The organism is Neobacillus sp. CF12 (assembly GCF_030348765.1).
Taxonomy (GTDB): Bacteria; Bacillota; Bacilli; order Bacillales; family Cytobacillaceae; genus Neobacillus.
Window position 1 is genome coordinate 4,276,103 of sequence record NZ_JAUCEU010000007.1, and the last position, 20,310, is coordinate 4,296,412.

The window sequence follows — 20,310 nt, forward strand, 5'->3', positions numbered from 1 at the left end:
TATATAATACTCAATGCAGTGAAGCATCAATCTATCGATTACGATATAACAATTATTTTTGGAGAAAGAAGTCGATTTATGAAAACATTTTATAAATTTCTTTTTATTCTGTCGATTATTTTATCACTAGCCTATTTTAACTATTTTCCGATTACAAAGGAAGATATAACCCTCGTGCCTCAAAATGAGCCTACCACGCAAAATACAATTGAAACAAACTTGTCAGAGATTGATGCCGGTGAATGTGAGGAGGAGGATTTAACATCCAATGACTTTGAGACTGCTAGACAAGACGGTTGGGTTTTAATTTGGCAAGATGAATTTGAAAATAACTGCCTAAGTTCCAATAAGTGGAGTTTGGAAGATTGGGCATCTGAGAAAAATAATGAACTACAATACTATTCACCTACTAATGTAAAAGTCGAAGCTGGAGTTTTAAATTTAATCAGCAAAAAAGAACAATTTAAAGGGAAGGATTACACATCTGGGGCCGTCCATACACAAGGTAAATTCAACTTTTTATATGGAAAAGCAGAAATGAAGGCTAAGCTTCCAGCAGGTCAAGGAATATTTCCAGCCTTTTGGATGATGACGGATAAGGAAAATACCTGGCTGCCAGAAATCGATATTATGGAAATGCTTGGCCACCAGCCTGATCAAGTTTGGATGGTATCCCATTGGTTAGGGGAGAACGGAAAGTTAAAAAGTGCTTCTACCAGTTTTAAAGGACCAGACTTCTCCAAAGATTTTCATACTTTTAGTATTGAATGGACTCCACATTCGATTTCGTGGTTAATCGACGATGTAGAAAGATTCACAATCAATAAGAACATTCCAAATGAAAAAATGTATTTATACCTAAATACAGCGGTTGGGGGGAATTGGCCAGGGTATCCTGATGATACGACGGTATTTCCTATCAGTTATGAAATAGAATATGTAAGGGTTTATCAGGGAATTGAGGAGTAAGATTATTATTTTTTGAACCGTCCGTTCTCAATCTAGCACATCTGAAGATTCACTCGCCCAATAAAAAGAACTATGTCTTTATAAAAGTTGGAGGACATTTCTATGATGTTAACGATCACGATGTTCCTTTTCTGTCTTTTTATCCTGTTTCATACTCTCTATATTTTTATTCCACTCTATTCGAGCAGAGAGCAAAAGAGAGATTATCCATCAAAGGAAAAGGGAATCAGTATCTTGATTCCTGCCTATAACGAGACACTCGTCATTGAAAACTGTCTGATGGGAATTTTTAATGTGAATTACTCAGATTTAGAAATTTTGTTTATCAATGATGGATCCACCGATGACAGTTTAGAAACCTTCCAAAAACACCTTGAGTTGGTGAAGTCCTCAAAATCCAAACAAGGTGTGCTGAAACACGAAAGCGTAAGAGATGTGTATCAGTCTAAAACCTATCCTTATATTTGGGTGATCGATAAAGAAAACGGCGGGAAGGCAGATGCCCTTAATGCAGGAATTGATTTTGCCAAGAATGAAATCGTGATTACGTTAGACGCCGATAGCATTCTCGAGCCCAATTCCTTAAACGAAATGAACCTAGCGTTTTCAGATGACTCTGTCGTTGCTGCTGGTGGATTGGTGAACATTGTCCAAGGATTTAGACATACTGGAAAGAAATTAAGCCCAAGTTTTAAACTATCTGGTCTTATTCGCTATCAAGTCGTTCAATATTTGAGTGCTTTTTATTTACATAAAACCACGCAATCAAAGTTTGGATCGATTACGGTCATAGCTGGGGCCTTCGGGGCTTTTCGTAGAAGTGTACTGATTCAAGCAAAAGGGTACAGAAAAACGGTCGGTGAAGATATGGATATTACTCTGCGTATCCAAGAATTAATCGGCACCTGTATGAAGGGCAAAAAGATTGTTTTTGTACCTGAGGCGGTTTGTTATACGGAGTGTCCGGCGAGTTTTAAAAGTTTGTATAGACAGCGAATTCGTTGGCAAAAGGCGTTTGTCGACTGTATCATAACGTATCGCAAGTCATTTTATCGAAAAATGAATTTCAAAGTATCCACCTATTTATTTTTAGATTCTTTTTTACTTGGAACTGTATCCGCCTATCCCACTCTAATGGTTCCGATCATCGTTCTTGCCACTATGAGCCATCTGAAATTATCCATCATTCTATTAATCATGTCGGTTGTTTTAGCCATTATGCAAGATATTGCTACGTTAATCGTTTCCAGAAGATTCGGTCATTTATATAGTTTAAGAGATTATATTACGTTGCTTTTATTTCTTCCGATTGAAGTCATACTCTATCGAGTGACAGGGTTGTTTTTTGTTACGGTTGGAACCATCCTCTATTTTTTCGATAAAGAGGGATGGAGCCGTTCCGAACGGATTGGACAGCCGATCATGCTAGATATGGGAGCAAAAGCAAGCGTTAAAGATACTATAGGGGGTTAATGAAATGAAAAAATACGCCATCTCCAATCTATTATTTACCGTTCTTTTCATAGTGATCTTTAGCCCTCTTTGTTACTTTTTATTTGATTATGTTGTGAGTTTTGGAATGCCGCCAGTGGCTGCCAAACAGTCGCTAAGTGAAACGAATACAGCTCCCATTTCTGTTAATCGCGATTTCTCTTTTGTGAAGGAGTATGCCGACAAAGTGCCCGTACTCATGTATCACCAAATTATCCCGGAGAGTCAATTGGAAAAACACCACTACACTGAAGATGGCGACATCAATGAAATGGTCGTCACGCTCGAAGAGTTTACCGAGCAAATGGATTATTTGAAGGAACAAGATTATACGGTATTGTCTCTGAAAGAATTTGAAGGATTTATGAGCAACCAGAAGAAGGTTCCGGCCAAAAGTGTATTGATTACATTCGATGACGGTTTTAAAAATGTGTTTGAATTTGCTTATCCTGTACTAAAAAAGCATAAATTTAACGCTGTCCATTTCCTTATTACTGGACTCATTACTGATCGAACCGTTGTCTATGATTCTTCCTTTCTCCAATATGCAAGCATCGGTGAATTGAAGGAAGCAAGTGATGTCTTTGATTATGGAAACCACACCCACTCTTTCCACCATAGGGATGATAGCGAAGTTTCCTACGTAGAAGCCTATGACCGGTTGGATGTAAAAGAGGATATTAGCAAAGCAAAAGAATGGTTAGGGCGTTCAGAATCCTTTGCCGCACCATATGGAGAATACGATACCACCACGTTAGATATATTAAAAGAATTGAAGATTAAAATGGCTTTTACCGTCGAGCCTGGATACGCAGATCCAACCCAGCACATTTTGGAGATTCCTAGGTATGCGGTTTATCCATTTTACTCGATGGAGGATTTTATTTATATTCTTGAGAAAAAGATAGATGTAACTGAACAAGGTAGTTGAAAATTTGCACGAAGATATGGGAGGATCCTGATAACTGGTCCTTCACTTTGAGATAATATGGTATAATTTCACATAAAAAGGAGGCTCATTTTGATATGAAAATTGGCGTAATTACGGATGTCCATGGTAATGCTCCTGCCTTGAAGGCCGTTCTTAATGAGCTTGATAAGAGGCGGGACATTGAACATATCTATTGTTTAGGAGATATGATTGGAATTGGACCTGATACAAATGAAGTTTTGGAAACTTTGTTTGCCAGAACTGATGTATCGATGATTACTGGAAATCATGATGAAGCCGTTTTGGCACTTCTTAAGGGGGAAGAACACCCCTTAAGTCATTCTCACGCAAAAGAACATCACCAATGGATAGCGGATAAAATGGACAAGGGTTTCATCTCAAAATTAGAAGTGTTGCCCCGGACAATCAGTCAAACGATTGAAGGGAAGTCTATCTTGTTTATCCATTATCACATTAAGCGGGCGAAATTAAATGACCATATTAGCCAGGACCCTTTTAGTAGAATTGTTGAGCCGGGTTTAGATAATTTAACCTCTTTATTTGAAGGATACGAAGAAGATTTAATCTGTTTTGGACATCATCATCCACTTCATTTTTTCGAGGGTGATAACACCATCTTTTTAAATCCAGGTTCTTTAGGATGCAATTCGAAACCAACTGCTCCCTATTCAATAGTAAATATAGAGAAGGACAAGCTTGTTGTCAGTTTAGAAGAAGTTGCTTTTGATAACACTAGATTCTTAGAGTCATATGAACGGTTGCAGGTCCCAGAACGTGACTTTCTTATTAACGTTTTTCATGGGAATCAATTAAAACCATAACTTGATAGCTCTCTTTTAATGCTTTGGGGGCGTTTTAGTGTGTCGATCATTTTATGTGAATTAAGGTTGATTGACCTTTTTTTATGAACGGTTAATAAATAACGTTTAAAATAGATAGATATTAATAGAAATAATGTATTTGGACCTAAGGGGGAGCGGTAGAGATGGAAAAGGGAGTTCAGAAGTTTATAATTAAACATCCGACATTGGATGATGCTCAGGCTATTACGGATATGGTAGCATTGTGTGATATTGAGGACATTGGTGAACCGGATATTACCTTGTCAGATGTACTAGATATGTGGAGTTCCATTCCGATTGAAACAGATGCATGGATTGCCGCTTCGGCAACGGATGAAATCATCGGGTATGGTTTTGTTGAGGTAACAGGGGCAAACAGAATGGATACGTGTGTATTTGTTCACCCACAGTTTAAGAATCAAGGAATTGGTTCACTTTTACTAGAAAAAGTGGAGGCACGCGCCTATGTTCTAGCAGAAGGGAAAGAGGGCAAGCAGAAGTTAATGAACCAACTTTCATTTACCAATACCGCTGCTAGAAAATTGGTTGAGGATCGGGGATATCAATTCAGCAGGCTATATGAACGAATGAAAATAGAGTTAGAAGAGCAACCAAACCAATACCAGTTACCAGAGGGAATAACGTTAAAACATTTTCAACCCGATCATGATGAAGAAACTCTTTTCACGATATACGACGAAACATTCCAGGATTCGTGGGGCTATACTAAGAAGGATTTTTCCACATGGATTTCTCAAAAAAAGGGTGACGGTTACGATCCAAGTCTTTGGTTTCTAGTATGGAAGGATTCGAAACCAGCAGGATTCCTCATGAGTAGAATGCAAGAAGATGGATTATTTATTGATTTGCTAGGCGTAAAACGTGAATATCGAAAACACGGAATCGGTAAGGCGTTACTCCTCCATACATTTGGAATCGCTTATCAGCGTAACCAAAAAACAATTCTTTTGTATGTGGATAGTGATAGTCTAACTAATGCGAATCGCTTATATCAATCAGTGGGGATGAGACCTCATTCGCAGACAGCTGTTTATATGAAGGAACTTAATTGACATGTTGACATGGGGACGGTTCTGATGGCTTTTTTTGTCTTTTGGGTTCTTTGTAAATAAGAATTCTTAGGTATGGTAGGATCACGATCAGTGAACCGCTAAATTGGGGATGAACCGTTGGAACCGTCCCTATGGTATTTTATCTACAAAAGGCTCTTTTTGTAAGCTTTGTTGAACAACAATCAAAGCCAAAACAGCCATACAAGGAGTCATATCACATTTGATTCAAAAGATTTAAGAAGATAACGTTCGATAAATTCAGCTAATCCATCATTTTCGTGGTGTCCTGTAACAAAATCTGCTGCTTCTTTAACTTCATCGCTTGCGTTCCTCATTGCCACTCCAGTGCCGGCATGACGAAGCATCTCTATATCATTGGGCCCGTCTCCAATGGCTACGGCTTCATTTGGACTAATTCGATATGCGCGAAGTAAGCTTTTTATGGCAGACCATTTGGAAACATGAGGAGCAAGCAGTTCAAACCCGTCATCCCAATTGACGACTTCTGCTTCCTTGGAAAACAAAGCGGATAATTCAGGGCTTGGTGCTCCTGTTCGAACACTATATTTAAGAACATCTTGATAATTTGCCTGTCTTAAATCTCCAATGTACCTTGGAGGAATTTGCCCAACTTTTGTCCAATAATCGATTTCTTCATTTGTTTCCTTACAATAAAGTCCATTTGCTGTATGGATGATAACATTATAGGGCTTTTCAGCGGTCAAATAGTGGAATCGTTCTTCGTTCAGTTGGACGGTTTTCATTTGTATAGCTTTTCCTGTCTCTGCACCGTGAATAGCAGCACCATTCAAACAAATCATTGGAGTTCGTAATCCAATTTCTTTATGGTAGGGAGCGGTAACTTCATATTGTCGACCAGTAGCCAAAAATACCTTGACACCTTGATTCATGAGCCTATAAATAGCTTCCAAATTTCGGCGGGAAATGATGTTTGAGGCTTTTAGTAGTGTTCCATCCATATCAATAAATATTGCACGTACATTCATCTATACTGCCTCCTCATTCGTTGGTAAACCAATCATATCATCTGAATATTAAAGCCTTGTAAATTTCGTGTACAGATTAAATAAAGTTTAATAGGTAGCAAGGACCGTTTCGAAGTATGAGTAACTAGAAGTATAAGGTCCATAAGGTCGCAGACCATGCGGCGGTTCTGCAGGCTTTTTCTAATCGGCAATGATCATAGAACTGTCCCAGAGTCCATAAAACGAATAGTCCAAGCATTCTTTGTTTTTGAAAATATAATAGGGGGGTGATAAAAGCTAATTGTAAGATTGGAGATGAAAATTATGGGGTAAGGATATGGCAGAGGATGTTGCGGGTATGGGTAAAGTTGCTTTTAAGGCATTAGTATTTTGTATTATTCATCAAATTATTCAAGATGCTCGTGGTGTTCATGGGTATTCATGGGGAAGGTTCTGAGGAATCTTATTACAGATTTTCCTATTAGTAAACCATGAGAACCGTCCCTTTGGTGTTTCTTTGGTGTTTTTGGTATTCGGGCGATGCGCTCACCGATTATCTTTTTCATTTGAGAATATAAAAAAGGTCAACCAGAAAAGTCTGGTTAACCTTATTTTAGGTACGTGAACATTATTTATTATCCAAAATAATCGAAAAGTTTTTATTAATCTTAGAATTTTTAAGCTTATTTACATTTCCATGCGCTGCTCTACAGTTTCTACCATCCGCTGTTTCTTCGATTTCCTAAAATACAGCAATTCATACACACATGGTATAACGATCAACGTCAACAGTGTAGCAAGCGCAAGCCCGCCAATAACGACAACCGCCAAACTTTGGGAAACCAAGCTTCCAGTTTGAGATTCTTTAAATAAGAGTGGAATCATCGCACAGATTGTGGCGACTGCGGTCATCATAATCGGCCTCATTCTGGTAGCCGTCGCTTCAATAATCGCTTCGCGAATCGTCATATTTTCTTCATTTTGTCTTACACGGTCAATCAGAACAATCGCATTTGTTACGACGATACCAATCAGCATTAGCGCACCAAGCAGTGCGGTAATATCAACAGAAATCCGGCTGACTAAGATTCCTAGAATCGCACCGATAGCTGCAAGCGGCAGGGAGGTTAAAATCGCAATTGGCGCTTTGATTGATTTAAACGTAATAACCATAATCAAGAACACGATTCCGATTGAAACGAGCATCGTTAGGAAAAGATCAGTGAAATCCTCCATCTGCTGAGCACTTGCCCCTCCAACAAGAACTTCTACCTCTTCAGGAAACTCGATTCCTTTTTTGTCCTTTTGATCACCGAATAATTTCAAGTTGATCTTGGTTGAAATTTCAGAGAGTTTTGCAGGATCTACGGTTGCTGTGACGCGCAAGTACGTTTCGCCGTCTTTATGGAATTGGCTTGTTGAAGTTTCAGCCACTTTCAAGGTTGCCACTTCAGAAACGGGTACCATTCCTTTTTCAGTTATTATATGAATGTTTTTCAAGTCGTCTTCCGTTTTGGTGTTCAGTAAAGGTTCAAGAACAACGGTTGTTTGTTTTTCATTTAAACTAATGGTACCAATTGGGGTTTGATTTAGCATGACCCCAAGCTGCTGGGCAATTTGCTGTGTATTGCCTTTTGCAGGATCTACTACTAAAGAGTAGACGGTTTTCTTTTCATCTTGATTCGTTGTTACTTCTTCAACACCGTCAATGTCAGAAATCTTATCTTTAATTGTGTTTGCGGCATCTTCCAGTTGACCGATATCCTCACCAACCACATCAATGGTGATATTGGTTGCCGATCCACCCATCATAAACGAAGCCGTGGCGACTTCTAATGTAGCATCTTTATAGTCGTCCTTTTTCTTTTCAATTTCCTTTAAAACCTTATCGGTATCGTCTTTATCTTTTAACATGATGCTGATGACCGCTTCAGTGGGAGAACCAATTTGGCCAAATTGAGCGGAATCAGCCGAAGAACCGACTTGGTTAAATACATAATCAACCTCATCCATTGCTGTTATCGCATTTTCCAACTCAATTGCCTTTTCTTGTACCGTTTCAAAAGGCGTTTCATTTGGGTATTTCAAGGTTGCTGAGACAAAGTCTGCAGACGAATTGTCAACGGCACCCTTTGGTATCGCGAAGTATGCACCTATCGAACCGACAAACAGTAGGAAGCTTACCGTAAAAACCACCCATTTGTGATTTAAAGACCATTTGACTGCTTTTGGAAAGCGTACCGCCGGTTTATGTTCTGGAAGTTTCGTGTTTTTCAACAAACCAGCACTCATTAATGGCACCAGTGTTAATGCAACCACAAGTGATGCCAGTAGTGAGTAAGTTACTGTTAAGGCAAATGGTAAAAGGAATTCTTGAAGTCCGCCGTTTAATAAACTCATGGGCAGGAAAACTGCGACGGTTGTTAACGTGGAAGCTGTAATCGCAACACCCACTTGTTTCGTTGCATCAATCACCATTTGAACCGAAAACTTCTCTGTTTGCATTTTTCGGTAAATATTTTCGATAACCACAATACTGTCGTCCACAAGTCGCCCAACGGCAACAGCAACCCCACCGAGGGTCAAAATATTAAGTGTTACCCCGGAACGTGATAGTAAGAACAAGGTGAAACAAAGGGAAAGCGGGATGGAAATAATCGTAATAAATGTTGTTCGGATATTACGTAAAAAGATCATAATCACAATCGTAGCAAATAAAGCCCCAAGTAGAACTTCTTTTACCATCGTTTGAACAGATGTTTTAACCAAATCTGCTGAAGCTACATAAATCGTAGATTCTTGCGTATCGTATTTTTTGTTGATTTCCTTTGTTACTTTTTCGATTTCTTTGCTAATGGTGACTGCATTTGAATTGCTGTCTTTCGTAATACTGATACTTAACGCTTCATTCCCGTCGAAACGGTTAACAAAATTGGATTGTGTGGTTTCCTCAATGGATGAGATATCCTCAAGGGTTACATTTGGTGCAACTGGCAGGTTTTTGAGCTTTTCGAGACTTGATAGGTCGCCAACCACTTTAATATTACTAGTTTTTCCGTCAATCGCCTTTTCACCAATGGCAAGAGCGGTGTTTTGACCTTGAAGAATTCCCATCACACTCTGAAGGGATATCTGGTTTTCGGCTAGCTTTTGATTATCAATTTTTACTGAGATGACAGGGTCCACCAATCCGTAGGTTTGAACTTGGGCAACACCGTCAATTTCTTTGTATAATGGTTCAATTTTTTCTTTTACTAATTCCAGGTTTTCGGTTGTGAGGCCATCTTTAAAGGTTACTGCGATGTTGGAGATGGGAATCATGGAGGTATTGAGCTGCGAAATGAATGGCTTTGATATGTAAGCTGGTAATGCCACATTTGATAGAGCCTCTTGAACATCTAATTTGGCCTGTTTCATGTCTGAGCCGGCTTCGAAAAATAAATCAACTTTTGAAAAGCCATCTCCCGTTGAACTATAAATCGAATTTTTACCTTTTATTCCGGTAACCGCGCGTTCAATCGGAGAAGTGACCTCACTTTCCATCGTTTTTGAATCGGTTCCTTGCCCCATGGTAATAATCGTTACTTGAGGATTGTCTGCGGAAGGCAGGAACTCCATCGGCAATCGAAAATAACTAACGACCCCAATGATTAGAATTAATACCGTCAACAATGAGACTGCGGCTTTGTTTCGAAAAGCCCATTTTGTGAAAATTGACATAGGAATATCTCTCCTTTACCTAGATATAAAGTCCAGTAGAATTTTAACATAACTTTGTAAAAATTATCCAATATTTACTATTTATTAACAATATTTTAATAGATTAATCATGAATTAGAACAACACCGCCTTTTTATCGAGAAAATTTATAGTGCTTTTGGATTTATCCGTCATCCGCGTTACCGCTACCTAAATATGCCATATTTTCCAAGTTTTGAGGAGACTGAATTTTTTCTACGACTTAAGACCGAGGACCGTGGGGACGGTTCTGGTGGCAACTCGACAGGGTTCTTTATAATATGAATTCTAGGCGGTCAAGAAAAATGTAAGCTGCAGCGAATGGTGAAACGCTCAATTAGGGAAGAACCGGAGGAACCGTCCCCATGGCAGGGAAGAAAAAGAGTCATGCAGATACTATGCATGACTCAAAGTATGTAAAATTCTATCTGCCAGTAAGGGCTCCTCCTACGCCGATTACCATGATAGCCACACGTGCCATCCCCACTATTACTAGAATAGTAAATTATTGTTAAGAGCTTGCTTTGTTGATGTTAAGGTTCTGTAAATCTTTTGTATTGATTAAGTGTTTGGTTCAGGAGAAATTGTGCGATATATAAAAATACAAAAATAACAGACTTCTAACTCATGTAAATTGTCGTACGAAACTCGTTGTCGGAATGGTACGTTAGATGGTAGCCTATTGGTAATCTGCTTTGGGGGAGGGGAAGCTAATGATAACAATAAAAGGATCGCAAACGGAAGCAAAGGTATTTTCCAATTACCCGCAGGAAACGGCAATTGAGCAAATACAGGAGCTATGTAATCAAGCTTTTTTAAAGGATACAAAGATTAGTATAATGCCAGATTATCATGCTGGGAAGGGCTGTGTAATCGGCACAACCATTCAGTTAAAGGATAAGGTTGTCCCTAACCTTGTGGGTGTCGATGTTGGCTGCGGCGTCCTCACTGTCAAGCTTCAGGATAAAAAGGTGGATTTTAACAAGCTGGATCACGTTATTCGAACATGCGTCCCAAGTGGACATGAACTCCATACAGATGAAACGGTAAGATTTATTAATACCAATTTTCCAGCCCCAGAAGAGTTTAAGGCTGAGCATATACTGAGTCAGAATAAAAGTCTTTATAGCTTGGGAACGCTCGGCGGGGGCAATCATTTTTGTGAAATGTCTGTTGATTCCGATGGCAACCACTTTTTAACGATTCATACCGGCAGCCGTTATGTGGGCGCAAAGATTGCCACATATTATCAAAAGGTAGCCATCTCAAAGCTTCGTCAACATGATTTAACAGAGATGATTGAACAGTTGAAAGCTGAGGGTCGAGAAAAGGAAATCCAAGCAGCCATTCAAGGATACAAAGATAAGAATCCAGTGATTCCAAATGATTTAGCATATTTGGAAGGCGAGGATTTTGAAAATTATATTCACGATATGAAGTTAGCTCAAGCATTCGCGAAAGCAAACCGCGAGGAAATTGCAAGGGCCATCGTTGAAAAAATGGGATTTGATGAACTGGATCGCTTCGATACCGTGCATAATTATATTGATACCGAGAACTTGATTTTACGAAAAGGGGCCGTTTCTGCTCAAAAGGGAGAACGACTGATTATACCGATGAACATGAGAGATGGTTCGATAATAGCGGTGGGCAAAGGGAATGAGGATTGGAATTTTTCAGCACCACATGGAGCAGGGCGTGTTTTGAGCCGCACAAAAGCAATGAAAACCTTAAAGATGGATGACTTTCATAAAACAATGGAAGGTATCTGGACGACATCCGTTTCTGAAGAAACACTCGATGAAGCCCCAATGGCCTACAAGCCGATGAATGAAATCTTAGAAAAAATTGAAGAAACCTCTGAAATTGTTGACTTTATTAAACCGGTTTATAACTTTAAGGCTAGTGAGAAATATGTGCCTGGGAGATATAGAAAATCATAGTGTTACATGGGAGGGACTACTTATAGTCTCTTTTTCTGTGTATATAGAGAGAAAGGATATGGTGCCAGGCACCAGAAGAGTTTGAAGTTATTTAGGCAGATTTCGATTTATTTTTCTTATAATATTGTTCTTTAAGCTTGTCTTTAAATGGATTACTTCCTATTTAATCAAACGTTTGTGTAATAGGGAATAAACAAGGTTTATGCCAGAGTATGTCGATTTCCAGGGAAATCGTTTATTTTAGAGGATCTTCGCAAAATAGACTATAAATTCCCCCCTATTTACGACAATTATTTTGCTAGATTCAAGTAAGAAAGCTTTATGTAACGGGATTTATTTCATTTTTACACAAACGATTATTTAGCATGGCATTTTGGAAGAACCCGTTGTAATTGTAGTAATCCACTTTTATTGGAGGTTTTTGAAGTTATTTAGTAGAAAACAGAACTAGTCCTCGACAAGAAATTCTCTTGAAATGATGGTAGAGTTCGTTTTTTAAAAAGGTTTGTGGCCCTTTTAATCAAACATTTGATTGAGAAAAACTTATGCGTTATTTGTCGAGAAACCTTAAGGGAAAATCTAAAACCGTGGGGACGGTTCTGATGGCTTTTTTTCTCTTCTTTTTTCTTAGTAATTAGATCTCAGGTTTTGCAAAAAGTATAACCGGCTATAACTTTTGAACCTCTTAATCAAGAAAAAACCGCGAGAACCGTCCCTATGGTTTTAGGTAAAATTCACAGAAAATTCAGTCACAAGACATTCTCTTTGTGGTATAATTTACCTAAAAAAGGTGGGGGAGTATGGAACAGAGGATTGATGAAAACCAATGGTTTTATGTTAGTGATAATGAACAAAAGGGGCCAATAAATGAGTCAGAGATTCTTAATCTATTTAAACAGGGACTATTAGATGGCGAAACAATGGTATGGTCTAAAAGTTTGGAAGGCTGGGAAAAAGCATCTAATCATTTTCAAAGCTATATTCTACCTCCACCCTCGACTAATGGTGAATCTACCGTACATAACGTCAATGTAACTAGCCAAAATGATTATCCAAAAGGAAGGCCATGGATAAGATATTTTGCTAAAATGGTTGATTTTACATTGTACTCCATTTGTATTGTGATTTATATAGGTATTTTCTTACCGGATGCAATGCTTGAAATACCTGAAATTTTTTTAACCTTTCTAAGCCTTTTTATATGCATATTTCTGGATACTCTCATCTTATATATTTTTGAAACTACTCCTGGAAGGGCCATATTGAATACAAAAATTAAAAACATTAATGGGGGAAAGATAACTTTTACACAAGCATTAAGGAGAAGTTTTGGAGTGTGGGTGCGTGGATTAGGATTTGGAATACCAATTATATCTTTTATCTGTATACTTGTTTCCTATTTCGATTTAAAAAGGAACGGTATCACAAAATGGGACCAGAAAAATGATTTGGTAACCGTTCATGGTAAAGTTGGCGTATTTAGGGTCCTTCTGATTGCTGCGGCTGTAATTTTCCTTATTATTTGGAGTTATATTTAAGGTAATAACTAAAAAACTTAATTTTACCAAGAATGGAGCCCCATAAAGAAATATTAAGCTCTCGGCTTAGTTTTGCCGAGAGCTTAATTTAAAATAAATTAGGATTGAAATATTGCACAAGCCTGCTTTACGCCAGGTTTTTTACCCCACTTTTTACAAGCAGAATCAATACCATTGTTAATTGCATTTTCTACAAATACTGTTGCAACTGTTACACCAGCAAACAAAGCGACAGTGGCTGATACCCATTTCCAAAAAGGATCGTTAGCGGGTTTACGAGGGGGGAGGGCATTCGTTGAAATCGCATTTTCTTTAACATCTGCGATTCCATCTAGATAGATCGGGCTGTTAACAACTTCTTTTGTGTTAGTAGTTACGGTTACATATGTACCTGAAGCTGAGGCGCTATTTTGGTAAAATGTAGTAGTGAAAATAGCTAGAATCATAGTTGTAATAAGAGACTTGATAAATACTTTTTTCATAATTTCCTCCTTGGATTAAAATAGTTTACAAATTAGATAATATACCAAATTATACCAATTCGCAAAGGTTTATTTTATAAAAAATAGTAAAATAGTAAAAAAATGTTATAATTTATTTGGTTATTACATTGTATTTTACTTATAGTAAGGAGAGATGTAGGTGGACATTGTAATTGGTAGTCTAATTGGATTAACAATAATCGTACTGTCTTTATTGATTGCTGCTTGGGGATTTAAAATCTTAATTAAACTAACAAAAAATAAAAAATAGAAGAAAGCAAACCATTTCCTCGACAAAAAATGCTCTTGAAATGAGGATAAAATTCGTTTTCCAAAAGGGTTCGTAATGCTTTTAATCAAACGATTGATTGAGAAGAATTATATCGATATTTGTCATTATAGAATTCTTACCTTCACAATATATGATATTTATGATCTGATTCAGTTTCTAACAGGTGGTGAGCATGTAATGATTCTCCCTAATGGAGTTACGGGTTTTTATGATTCAGAAGCCAATAAACCCCCAACAGTAGACGGGAAACAATTCAAGCAGTTATGCTTCGACTTTGCAGCTCGTAACGGTGGCAAAGTGATAGAGTTTAGTACGCCTCAATACCCAGCAAATTTTTATCATGCTCACGTTAAGGTTTTAGGTAATGTGTTCTATATACTGCTTAATGCACATTATCCTTACCTTACTTTTGCATCCCTCGTTGAACCTGGAAACATTGCATTCATCGACCAACCTACTCTTAATGAACCATTTTCTCCTTTTTATCGGGTACTCGGTACAGTAGAACTAAATGTTCCTTTTAATCAAACATTGGCAAAGAATACAAAATTAAATCGTACAGAATTGGAACAACTAGCTTACTGGAAGCCTGAAACAGTAGGGCAGATCATCTTTAACTTTTGGGATTAACCAACTAATTTGACTAGAAGATGATGTTGTTGTCAGAGCTTTGCCAATATAGAACAAGTGAATATAGGACTTTTTAGACCTTTACCAGGAGAATGGTAGAGGTCTTTTGTTTCATGTAATGATTGAATGCTGTGGGACAAAGGAACCGAAATTGGGAATAGTTAAAAATTGGGTGGTAATTACCAAAAAAATTCACTATTATCAGTAAGTGAAAGTAAAAGTTGCCTCGATAGCACAAGGTGTTGGTGATTATTTTTCAACTTAGTAAAAGGGGCGCTTTACACGTAAAATGGTTATCCGCCATTTCTTTTAAATTTGTTCTAAATTGGTACTCAACTGGCTTTTTTATATGTCGAAGGTAGGATGAGAATACTACAGATGACATTCTTTCTACATAATAGGTAACCGAAGTGTACTCCTTTTTGTCGGGCCTGTTTTTCTGTTGTTATATTAGTATAGTAAATAAGGTCCCGTTAATCCTAGCAACTGGGTTATCTTCAAACATACAGCTAAGGAGAAGTAGTACATGATTGTAACGTTAATAAACAAAGCAAGTATTAATTCTATTACTCTTCCTGAGAAAATTAGAGGTCAATATTGGATTTATGATTGTAATGACAGGTCCAAGAAATTAATCGGGATTGAAGGTATCAACGGGGAATGGATTCTAAAATCTAACAAAGATGTTAAAGTGTTAGACCATTCAGGAAAACACATTCGTAATACCGTACTAAGTCCGTTAAGTATCTACAATTTGGATACGCAAGAACCCGATAATAAAACGATTGTGTTTATTGAACCAAGTACTGATGATCGCCAAACCTTCACGAAATATTTGGTAGATCAAGACACTGATATTACGATTGGAAGAACCGATAAGAACGATGTCGTACTAAACAATCACTTTGTGTCGGCCTCACATGCAACACTATCATTTCGTAACGGAAAATGGAGCATTACCGACCTTACCAGCACGAATGGGACTTTTGTCGATGGCGATCGCGTGAAGAGCAGGGACCTAAGTATTGGCGATATGATTTACATCATGGGTTACAAAATGATTGTGGGAAGTTTCTTTGTTGCTTTTAATAACCCCGATGGGACACTTTCTTTAAAAAGTAAGGTCCTAAAACCATTTATGAATCAAAAAGCAGAGATTCCAGACGAAGAGGATGAATATGAAGCACCGGCAACGGATTACTTTTATCGTTCCCCTCGCTTTAAAAGAGACGTGGAGAAAGCTGTTATCAAAATAGACTCACCGCCTCCAAATGCGATTGGTGAAGAGATGCCGTTGATGTTGGTGTTAGGTCCTTCTATGACGATGGGGATGGCGTCGATGGCGACAGCCACTTTTGCGGTCAATAATGCGATGGCTACGGGTGACTTTTCTAGAGCCATTCCTTCCATTGTTATGTCTGCGAGCATGCTTCTTGGAACGATTTTGTGGCCGGTACTGTCTAAGAAGTATGATATGAGACGAAGACGCAAAAAGGAAAAAATCCGCCAAGAAAAGTATAAAGAATATTTAGATAAAATCACCATTAAATTTAACGAAGAAGCTGAAAGGCAAGAAGAAATCTTGCGTGAAAATCATATTCCTGTCAATGACCTTAGCCGTCGAATAGATCAAGTTGACCGAAATCTATGGGAACGTGGCCTTGGTCAAAATGATTTTCTTAAGTTAAGAGTGGGTACAGGGAATGGTGTATTAGCTGCCGATATTTCGTATTCCGAAAAGAAATTCTCCATTGATGATGACAATCTCGAAGAAGAATTGTACACCTTAGTGGAGTCTCCGAAAATCTTAAGGAACATACCTATTACCTTATCCTTGTTTGAAAATTACATATCAGGTGTGATTGGAAATCGAAAACAAAGTGTTGAATTTGCAAAGGGATTGATTTTTCAATTAGCCGCGCTGTATAGCTATGATGAAGTGAAAATGGTGTTTGTCTATGACCAAGAGGAAGAAGATGAATTTGGTTTTACCAAATGGCTGCCGCATGTTTGGAGTAATGATAATAAGTTCCGCTTTATTGCTACGAATAACAATGAAATAAAGGAAGTTTCAGCTTATATCGAAAAAGAAATTGAAGCCCGTTCAACTGTTAGTGACAGTAATATGGAAGATATCAAACCTTATTATATTGTTTTTGCGATGAGCAAGCAGCTAGCGATTCGTGCCGAGATGTTAAAACAGGTTTATCTAAAGAAAAAGAATCTCTATATTTCTGTCGTTACTTTTTACGATGAACTTAAAAATCTGCCGAAGGAATGTACGATGGTTGTGGATTTGGATGAGAACAGCGGTAAACTGTTCGATAAAAATGATATCACGGGTAAATCCATTTCATTTGTTCCAGATCCACCATTAACTGCTGACCCAACTGAATTAAGTGTGAAGTTAGCGAATGTACCGCTCGATACGTTAGCGAACTCTTTTAATCTGCCAAAAATGGTTACGTTCTTAGAGCTATTTGGAGTGGGAAAAGTTGAACACTTAAATGCATTAACCCGCTGGAAGGACAATGATCCAACAAAATCATTGGAAGCAGCGGTGGGTGTGGATACATTGGGTGAGTTATTTAAGCTCGATTTACATGAAAAGTTCCATGGACCGCATGGCTTGGTGGCAGGGATGACGGGTTCTGGTAAGTCTGAATTTATCATTTCCTATATCTTGTCATTGGCCGTTAACTATCATCCGAATGAAGTCGCGTTTATCTTGATTGACTATAAAGGCGGCGGTATGGCTAAATCCTTTGAAAACCTGCCGCACACCGCTGGGATTATCACCAACTTAGATGGTGCGGCCATTAAACGTTCGTTGATCTCGATTGAAAGTGAATTGAAGCGCCGGCAGGCTATTTTTGCACAAGCCAGCAAACAGGTTGGCGAAAGCAATATCGATATTTACAACTATCAAAAGCTCTACCGTGAAGGTGTTGTATCTGAACCATTGCAGCATTTGTTCATCATTTCCGATGAGTTCGCGGAGTTAAAAACACAGCAGCCAGAATTTATGGCTCAACTGATTAGTGCAGCCCGTATCGGCCGAAGCTTAGGTGTCCATTTGATATTGGCCACACAAAAACCGAGTGGTGTGGTAGATGATCAAATCTGGAGTAACTCTAAATTTAGGGTGAGTTTGAAAGTTCAAGAACGTGCAGACAGTATGGACATGCTCAAACGTCCTGACGCGGCTGAACTTACCGATACCGGACGCTTTTATCTGCAGGTCGGTTATAACGAATTATTTGAAATGGGTCAGTCTGCTTGGGCAGGTGCACCATATTATCCTTCTGATAAAGTGGTTGTGGAAAAGGATACTAGTGTTGTGGTTATTGACCGCAATGGCCGCCCGATGAAAGAAGCGAAAATCGATAAGAAGAAAAACCTGTTTGCCAATCCAAAAAAGCAGATGGATGTAATCACCGATTATTTAAGTACGATTGCGCAGGAAGAACAGATTAAAATACGTCCACTATGGCTTGAGCCTATACCAGCTTTGATTCTATTAGATGATGTAAAAGAAAAATATACGCTGGGCCATGAGAATTCATTTGTACTGAATCCGGTCATCGGTGAGTACGATGATCCGGCAAGACAACAACAATGCTTGCTGCGTCTGCCGCTAACACAAGAAGGAAATACGATTGTGTACGGTGTAGCAGGAAGTGGAAAAACAACTTTCTTAAATACCATGGTCTACTCCCTTATTCAGGAGCATACGCCAGACGAAGTCCATATCTATTTACTAGATTTCGCCTCTGAGACCTTACGTGCGTTTGCAAAAGCGCCTCATGTCGGGGATGTCATTCTTTCCTACGAGAGTGAGAAGATTAGTAATTTATTTAAACTGCTTCAAAGTGAATTGGAAAATAGGAAGAAGTTATTTGCGGATTATGGCGGCGACCTCGCTTCTTATTTACGTGCAACTGGAGAAAAGATGCCATCGATTGTGGTTGGTGTCAATAACTTTGCGGCTTTTACTGAAATGTACGAAGAAAAAGAAACAGCGGTATCCTTCCTGTCACGTGAAGGAACGAAGTACGGTATTTACTTTGTTTTAACAGCTCTAGGTACGAATGCTGTACGGTTCCGCTTGCTGCAAAACTTTAAGCAAATGCTCGTCCTGCAACTAAATGATGAATCCGATTATGCTTCTATCGTTGGTAAAACAGATGGATTGTTCCCATCTAGATATAAAGGCAGAGGACTTGTGAAGAGAGACGCCATTTACGAGTTCCAGGTTGCTCAAATCACAGATGAATCTGTTCCATTTCAGTTTATTCAAAAAGAATCTGTGAAACTCCAGTCCGCTTGGAAAGGGGATATAGCTAGGAAGATTCCGATTTTACCAGATCAAGTGGATGTGGAATTTTTATCCGAGTATGTTTCTGAGGAAAGTCTTACCATCCCAATTGGCGTTGAAAAGAACTCGCTTAACGTTCATTATTATCCATTTGGAAAATCTTATATCCATATGATCTTATCTTCATCGACAGAACATCTAGGTTTCACCCATGATTTAGCTGCCTTCATGGCAAATCATGGTGGTTTTGATGTGACTGTGATGGATGGACAGCAAAGTTTTATTACGAAAGATAATCGTCATATGACCTATTATTCTACCGTTAAAGACTTTGAAAATACGGTACATGCACTGTTTGAATTAGTGCTTTATCGTAATAACACTTACAAAGAGGCGATTGAAAAGGGTGTCGAAGCTGAACCTTTTGATCAAAAGGTGATCATTATTAATTCAGTTGTGGCTTTGAAAAATGCTCTGTCAAAAGAAGGGGTAGAGAAACTTGGTTTAATTCTTGAAAAAGGTGATGCCAAGTACAACATGACGATCCTATTTGCTGAGCAATCTAAGAATCTATCAGGAATCACGTTTGACAAATGGTATAAACAACATATGAATTCTGGTGATGGTATTTGGGTAGGCGGTGGGATTACTGACCAATTTAACCTAAAGGCTGCAAAAACCACTTCTGAAATGCGTGAAGACATGACTGCTGAATTTGGCTTCTCTTTGCAAAAAGGGAAGAGTATAAAGGTTAAGCTATTAAACTCAGTAAAGGAGAATGGTGACAACGTTGAATAAAGTACTTGTTGAAATCTTCCTTCCTGCTGCTGACACACGTTTTGATGTGTACATACCATTAGAAAGCCAAATGAGCGAAGTACTTCAATTAGTATCCGTTTTGCTAAGCGACTTATCTCATGGAAAATACAAAGCCAATGGCAGCGCAGTTTTATGCGATGCAGCCACTGGAATTATTTACAATATTAACATGCCTGTTTGTGAACTGGGGATTAAAAACGGTTCTAAACTGATGTTGATATAGATTATTACGGACAG

The 20,310-nt window shown here is 38.4% G+C and carries 14 protein-coding genes; 11 read left to right on the forward strand and 3 right to left on the reverse strand.

Annotated features, from left to right (window positions below):
- Positions 1-78 precede the first annotated feature (78 nt).
- The 5 genes from QUG14_RS20295 (at position 79) to QUG14_RS20315 (ending at position 5,327) form a co-directional block, all read left to right on the forward strand.
- On the forward strand, positions 79-969 hold the full coding sequence (locus QUG14_RS20295; RefSeq protein WP_289342247.1) for a glycoside hydrolase family 16 protein: 891 nt from the start codon (positions 79-81) through the stop codon (positions 967-969).
- 102 nt (positions 970-1,071) lie between these two features.
- Positions 1,072-2,442: a glycosyltransferase family 2 protein gene (locus QUG14_RS20300; RefSeq protein ID WP_289342248.1), complete on the forward strand. Its 1,371-nt coding sequence runs from the start codon at positions 1,072-1,074 to the stop codon at positions 2,440-2,442.
- Positions 2,443-2,446: 4 nt separating this feature from the next.
- A complete protein-coding gene (locus QUG14_RS20305) occupies positions 2,447-3,391 on the forward strand; it encodes a polysaccharide deacetylase family protein (RefSeq protein ID WP_289342249.1) in 945 nt (314 codons plus the stop codon).
- Positions 3,392-3,486: 95 nt separating this feature from the next.
- On the forward strand, positions 3,487-4,233 hold the full coding sequence (locus tag QUG14_RS20310; RefSeq protein ID WP_289342250.1) for a metallophosphoesterase family protein: 747 nt from the start codon (positions 3,487-3,489) through the stop codon (positions 4,231-4,233).
- A 164-nt stretch (positions 4,234-4,397) separates the two neighbouring features.
- Entirely contained in the window at positions 4,398-5,327 is a 930-nt protein-coding gene (locus tag QUG14_RS20315) for a GNAT family N-acetyltransferase (RefSeq protein WP_289342251.1), read from the forward strand.
- 209 nt (positions 5,328-5,536) lie between these two features.
- On the opposite strand, the gene QUG14_RS20320 is transcribed toward QUG14_RS20315, so the two are convergent.
- Both QUG14_RS20320 and QUG14_RS20325 read right to left on the reverse strand, forming a co-directional pair.
- Entirely contained in the window at positions 5,537-6,334 is a 798-nt protein-coding gene (locus QUG14_RS20320; RefSeq protein WP_289342252.1) for an HAD family hydrolase, read from the reverse strand.
- Positions 6,335-7,000: 666 nt separating this feature from the next.
- On the reverse strand, positions 7,001-10,033 hold the full coding sequence (locus tag QUG14_RS20325; protein WP_289342253.1) for an efflux RND transporter permease subunit: 3,033 nt from the start codon (positions 10,031-10,033) through the stop codon (positions 7,001-7,003).
- 383 nt (positions 10,034-10,416) lie between these two features.
- On the opposite strand from QUG14_RS20325, the gene QUG14_RS20330 reads away from it, so the two are divergent.
- From QUG14_RS20330 to QUG14_RS20340, 3 genes are all read left to right on the forward strand, one after another.
- On the forward strand, positions 10,417-10,566 hold the full coding sequence (locus QUG14_RS20330) for a hypothetical protein (RefSeq protein WP_289342254.1): 150 nt from the start codon (positions 10,417-10,419) through the stop codon (positions 10,564-10,566).
- 198 nt (positions 10,567-10,764) lie between these two features.
- Complete coding sequence (locus QUG14_RS20335) at positions 10,765-11,994, forward strand: RtcB family protein (protein ID WP_289342255.1); 1,230 nt, start codon at positions 10,765-10,767, stop codon at positions 11,992-11,994.
- An 800-nt stretch (positions 11,995-12,794) separates the two neighbouring features.
- Entirely contained in the window at positions 12,795-13,532 is a 738-nt protein-coding gene (locus tag QUG14_RS20340) for an RDD family protein (protein WP_289342256.1), read from the forward strand.
- Positions 13,533-13,630: 98 nt separating this feature from the next.
- Here QUG14_RS20340 and QUG14_RS20345 read toward each other — a convergent pair whose 3' ends face one another.
- Positions 13,631-14,014 carry a hypothetical protein gene (locus QUG14_RS20345; protein ID WP_289342257.1) on the reverse strand — a complete coding sequence of 128 codons (384 nt, stop codon included), beginning with the start codon at positions 14,012-14,014 and terminating at the stop codon, positions 13,631-13,633.
- Between the two features lie 346 nt (positions 14,015-14,360).
- Here QUG14_RS20345 and QUG14_RS20350 point away from each other — a divergent pair, with 346 nt between their 5' ends.
- The 3 genes from QUG14_RS20350 to QUG14_RS20360 all read left to right on the forward strand — a co-directional run bounded on the left by QUG14_RS20350 (position 14,361) and on the right by QUG14_RS20360 (position 20,296).
- Positions 14,361-14,936 carry a hypothetical protein gene (locus tag QUG14_RS20350; protein ID WP_289342258.1) on the forward strand — a complete coding sequence of 192 codons (576 nt, stop codon included), beginning with the start codon at positions 14,361-14,363 and terminating at the stop codon, positions 14,934-14,936.
- 526 nt (positions 14,937-15,462) lie between these two features.
- Positions 15,463-20,052, forward strand: coding sequence for a type VII secretion protein EssC (gene essC / locus QUG14_RS20355; RefSeq protein WP_289342259.1), 4,590 nt, complete (start codon positions 15,463-15,465; stop codon positions 20,050-20,052).
- Complete coding sequence (locus QUG14_RS20360; RefSeq protein ID WP_289342260.1) at positions 20,033-20,296, forward strand: methyltransferase; 264 nt, start codon at positions 20,033-20,035, stop codon at positions 20,294-20,296. Before essC ends, QUG14_RS20360 begins: the two co-directional genes overlap by 20 nt.
- Positions 20,297-20,310 lie beyond the last annotated feature (14 nt).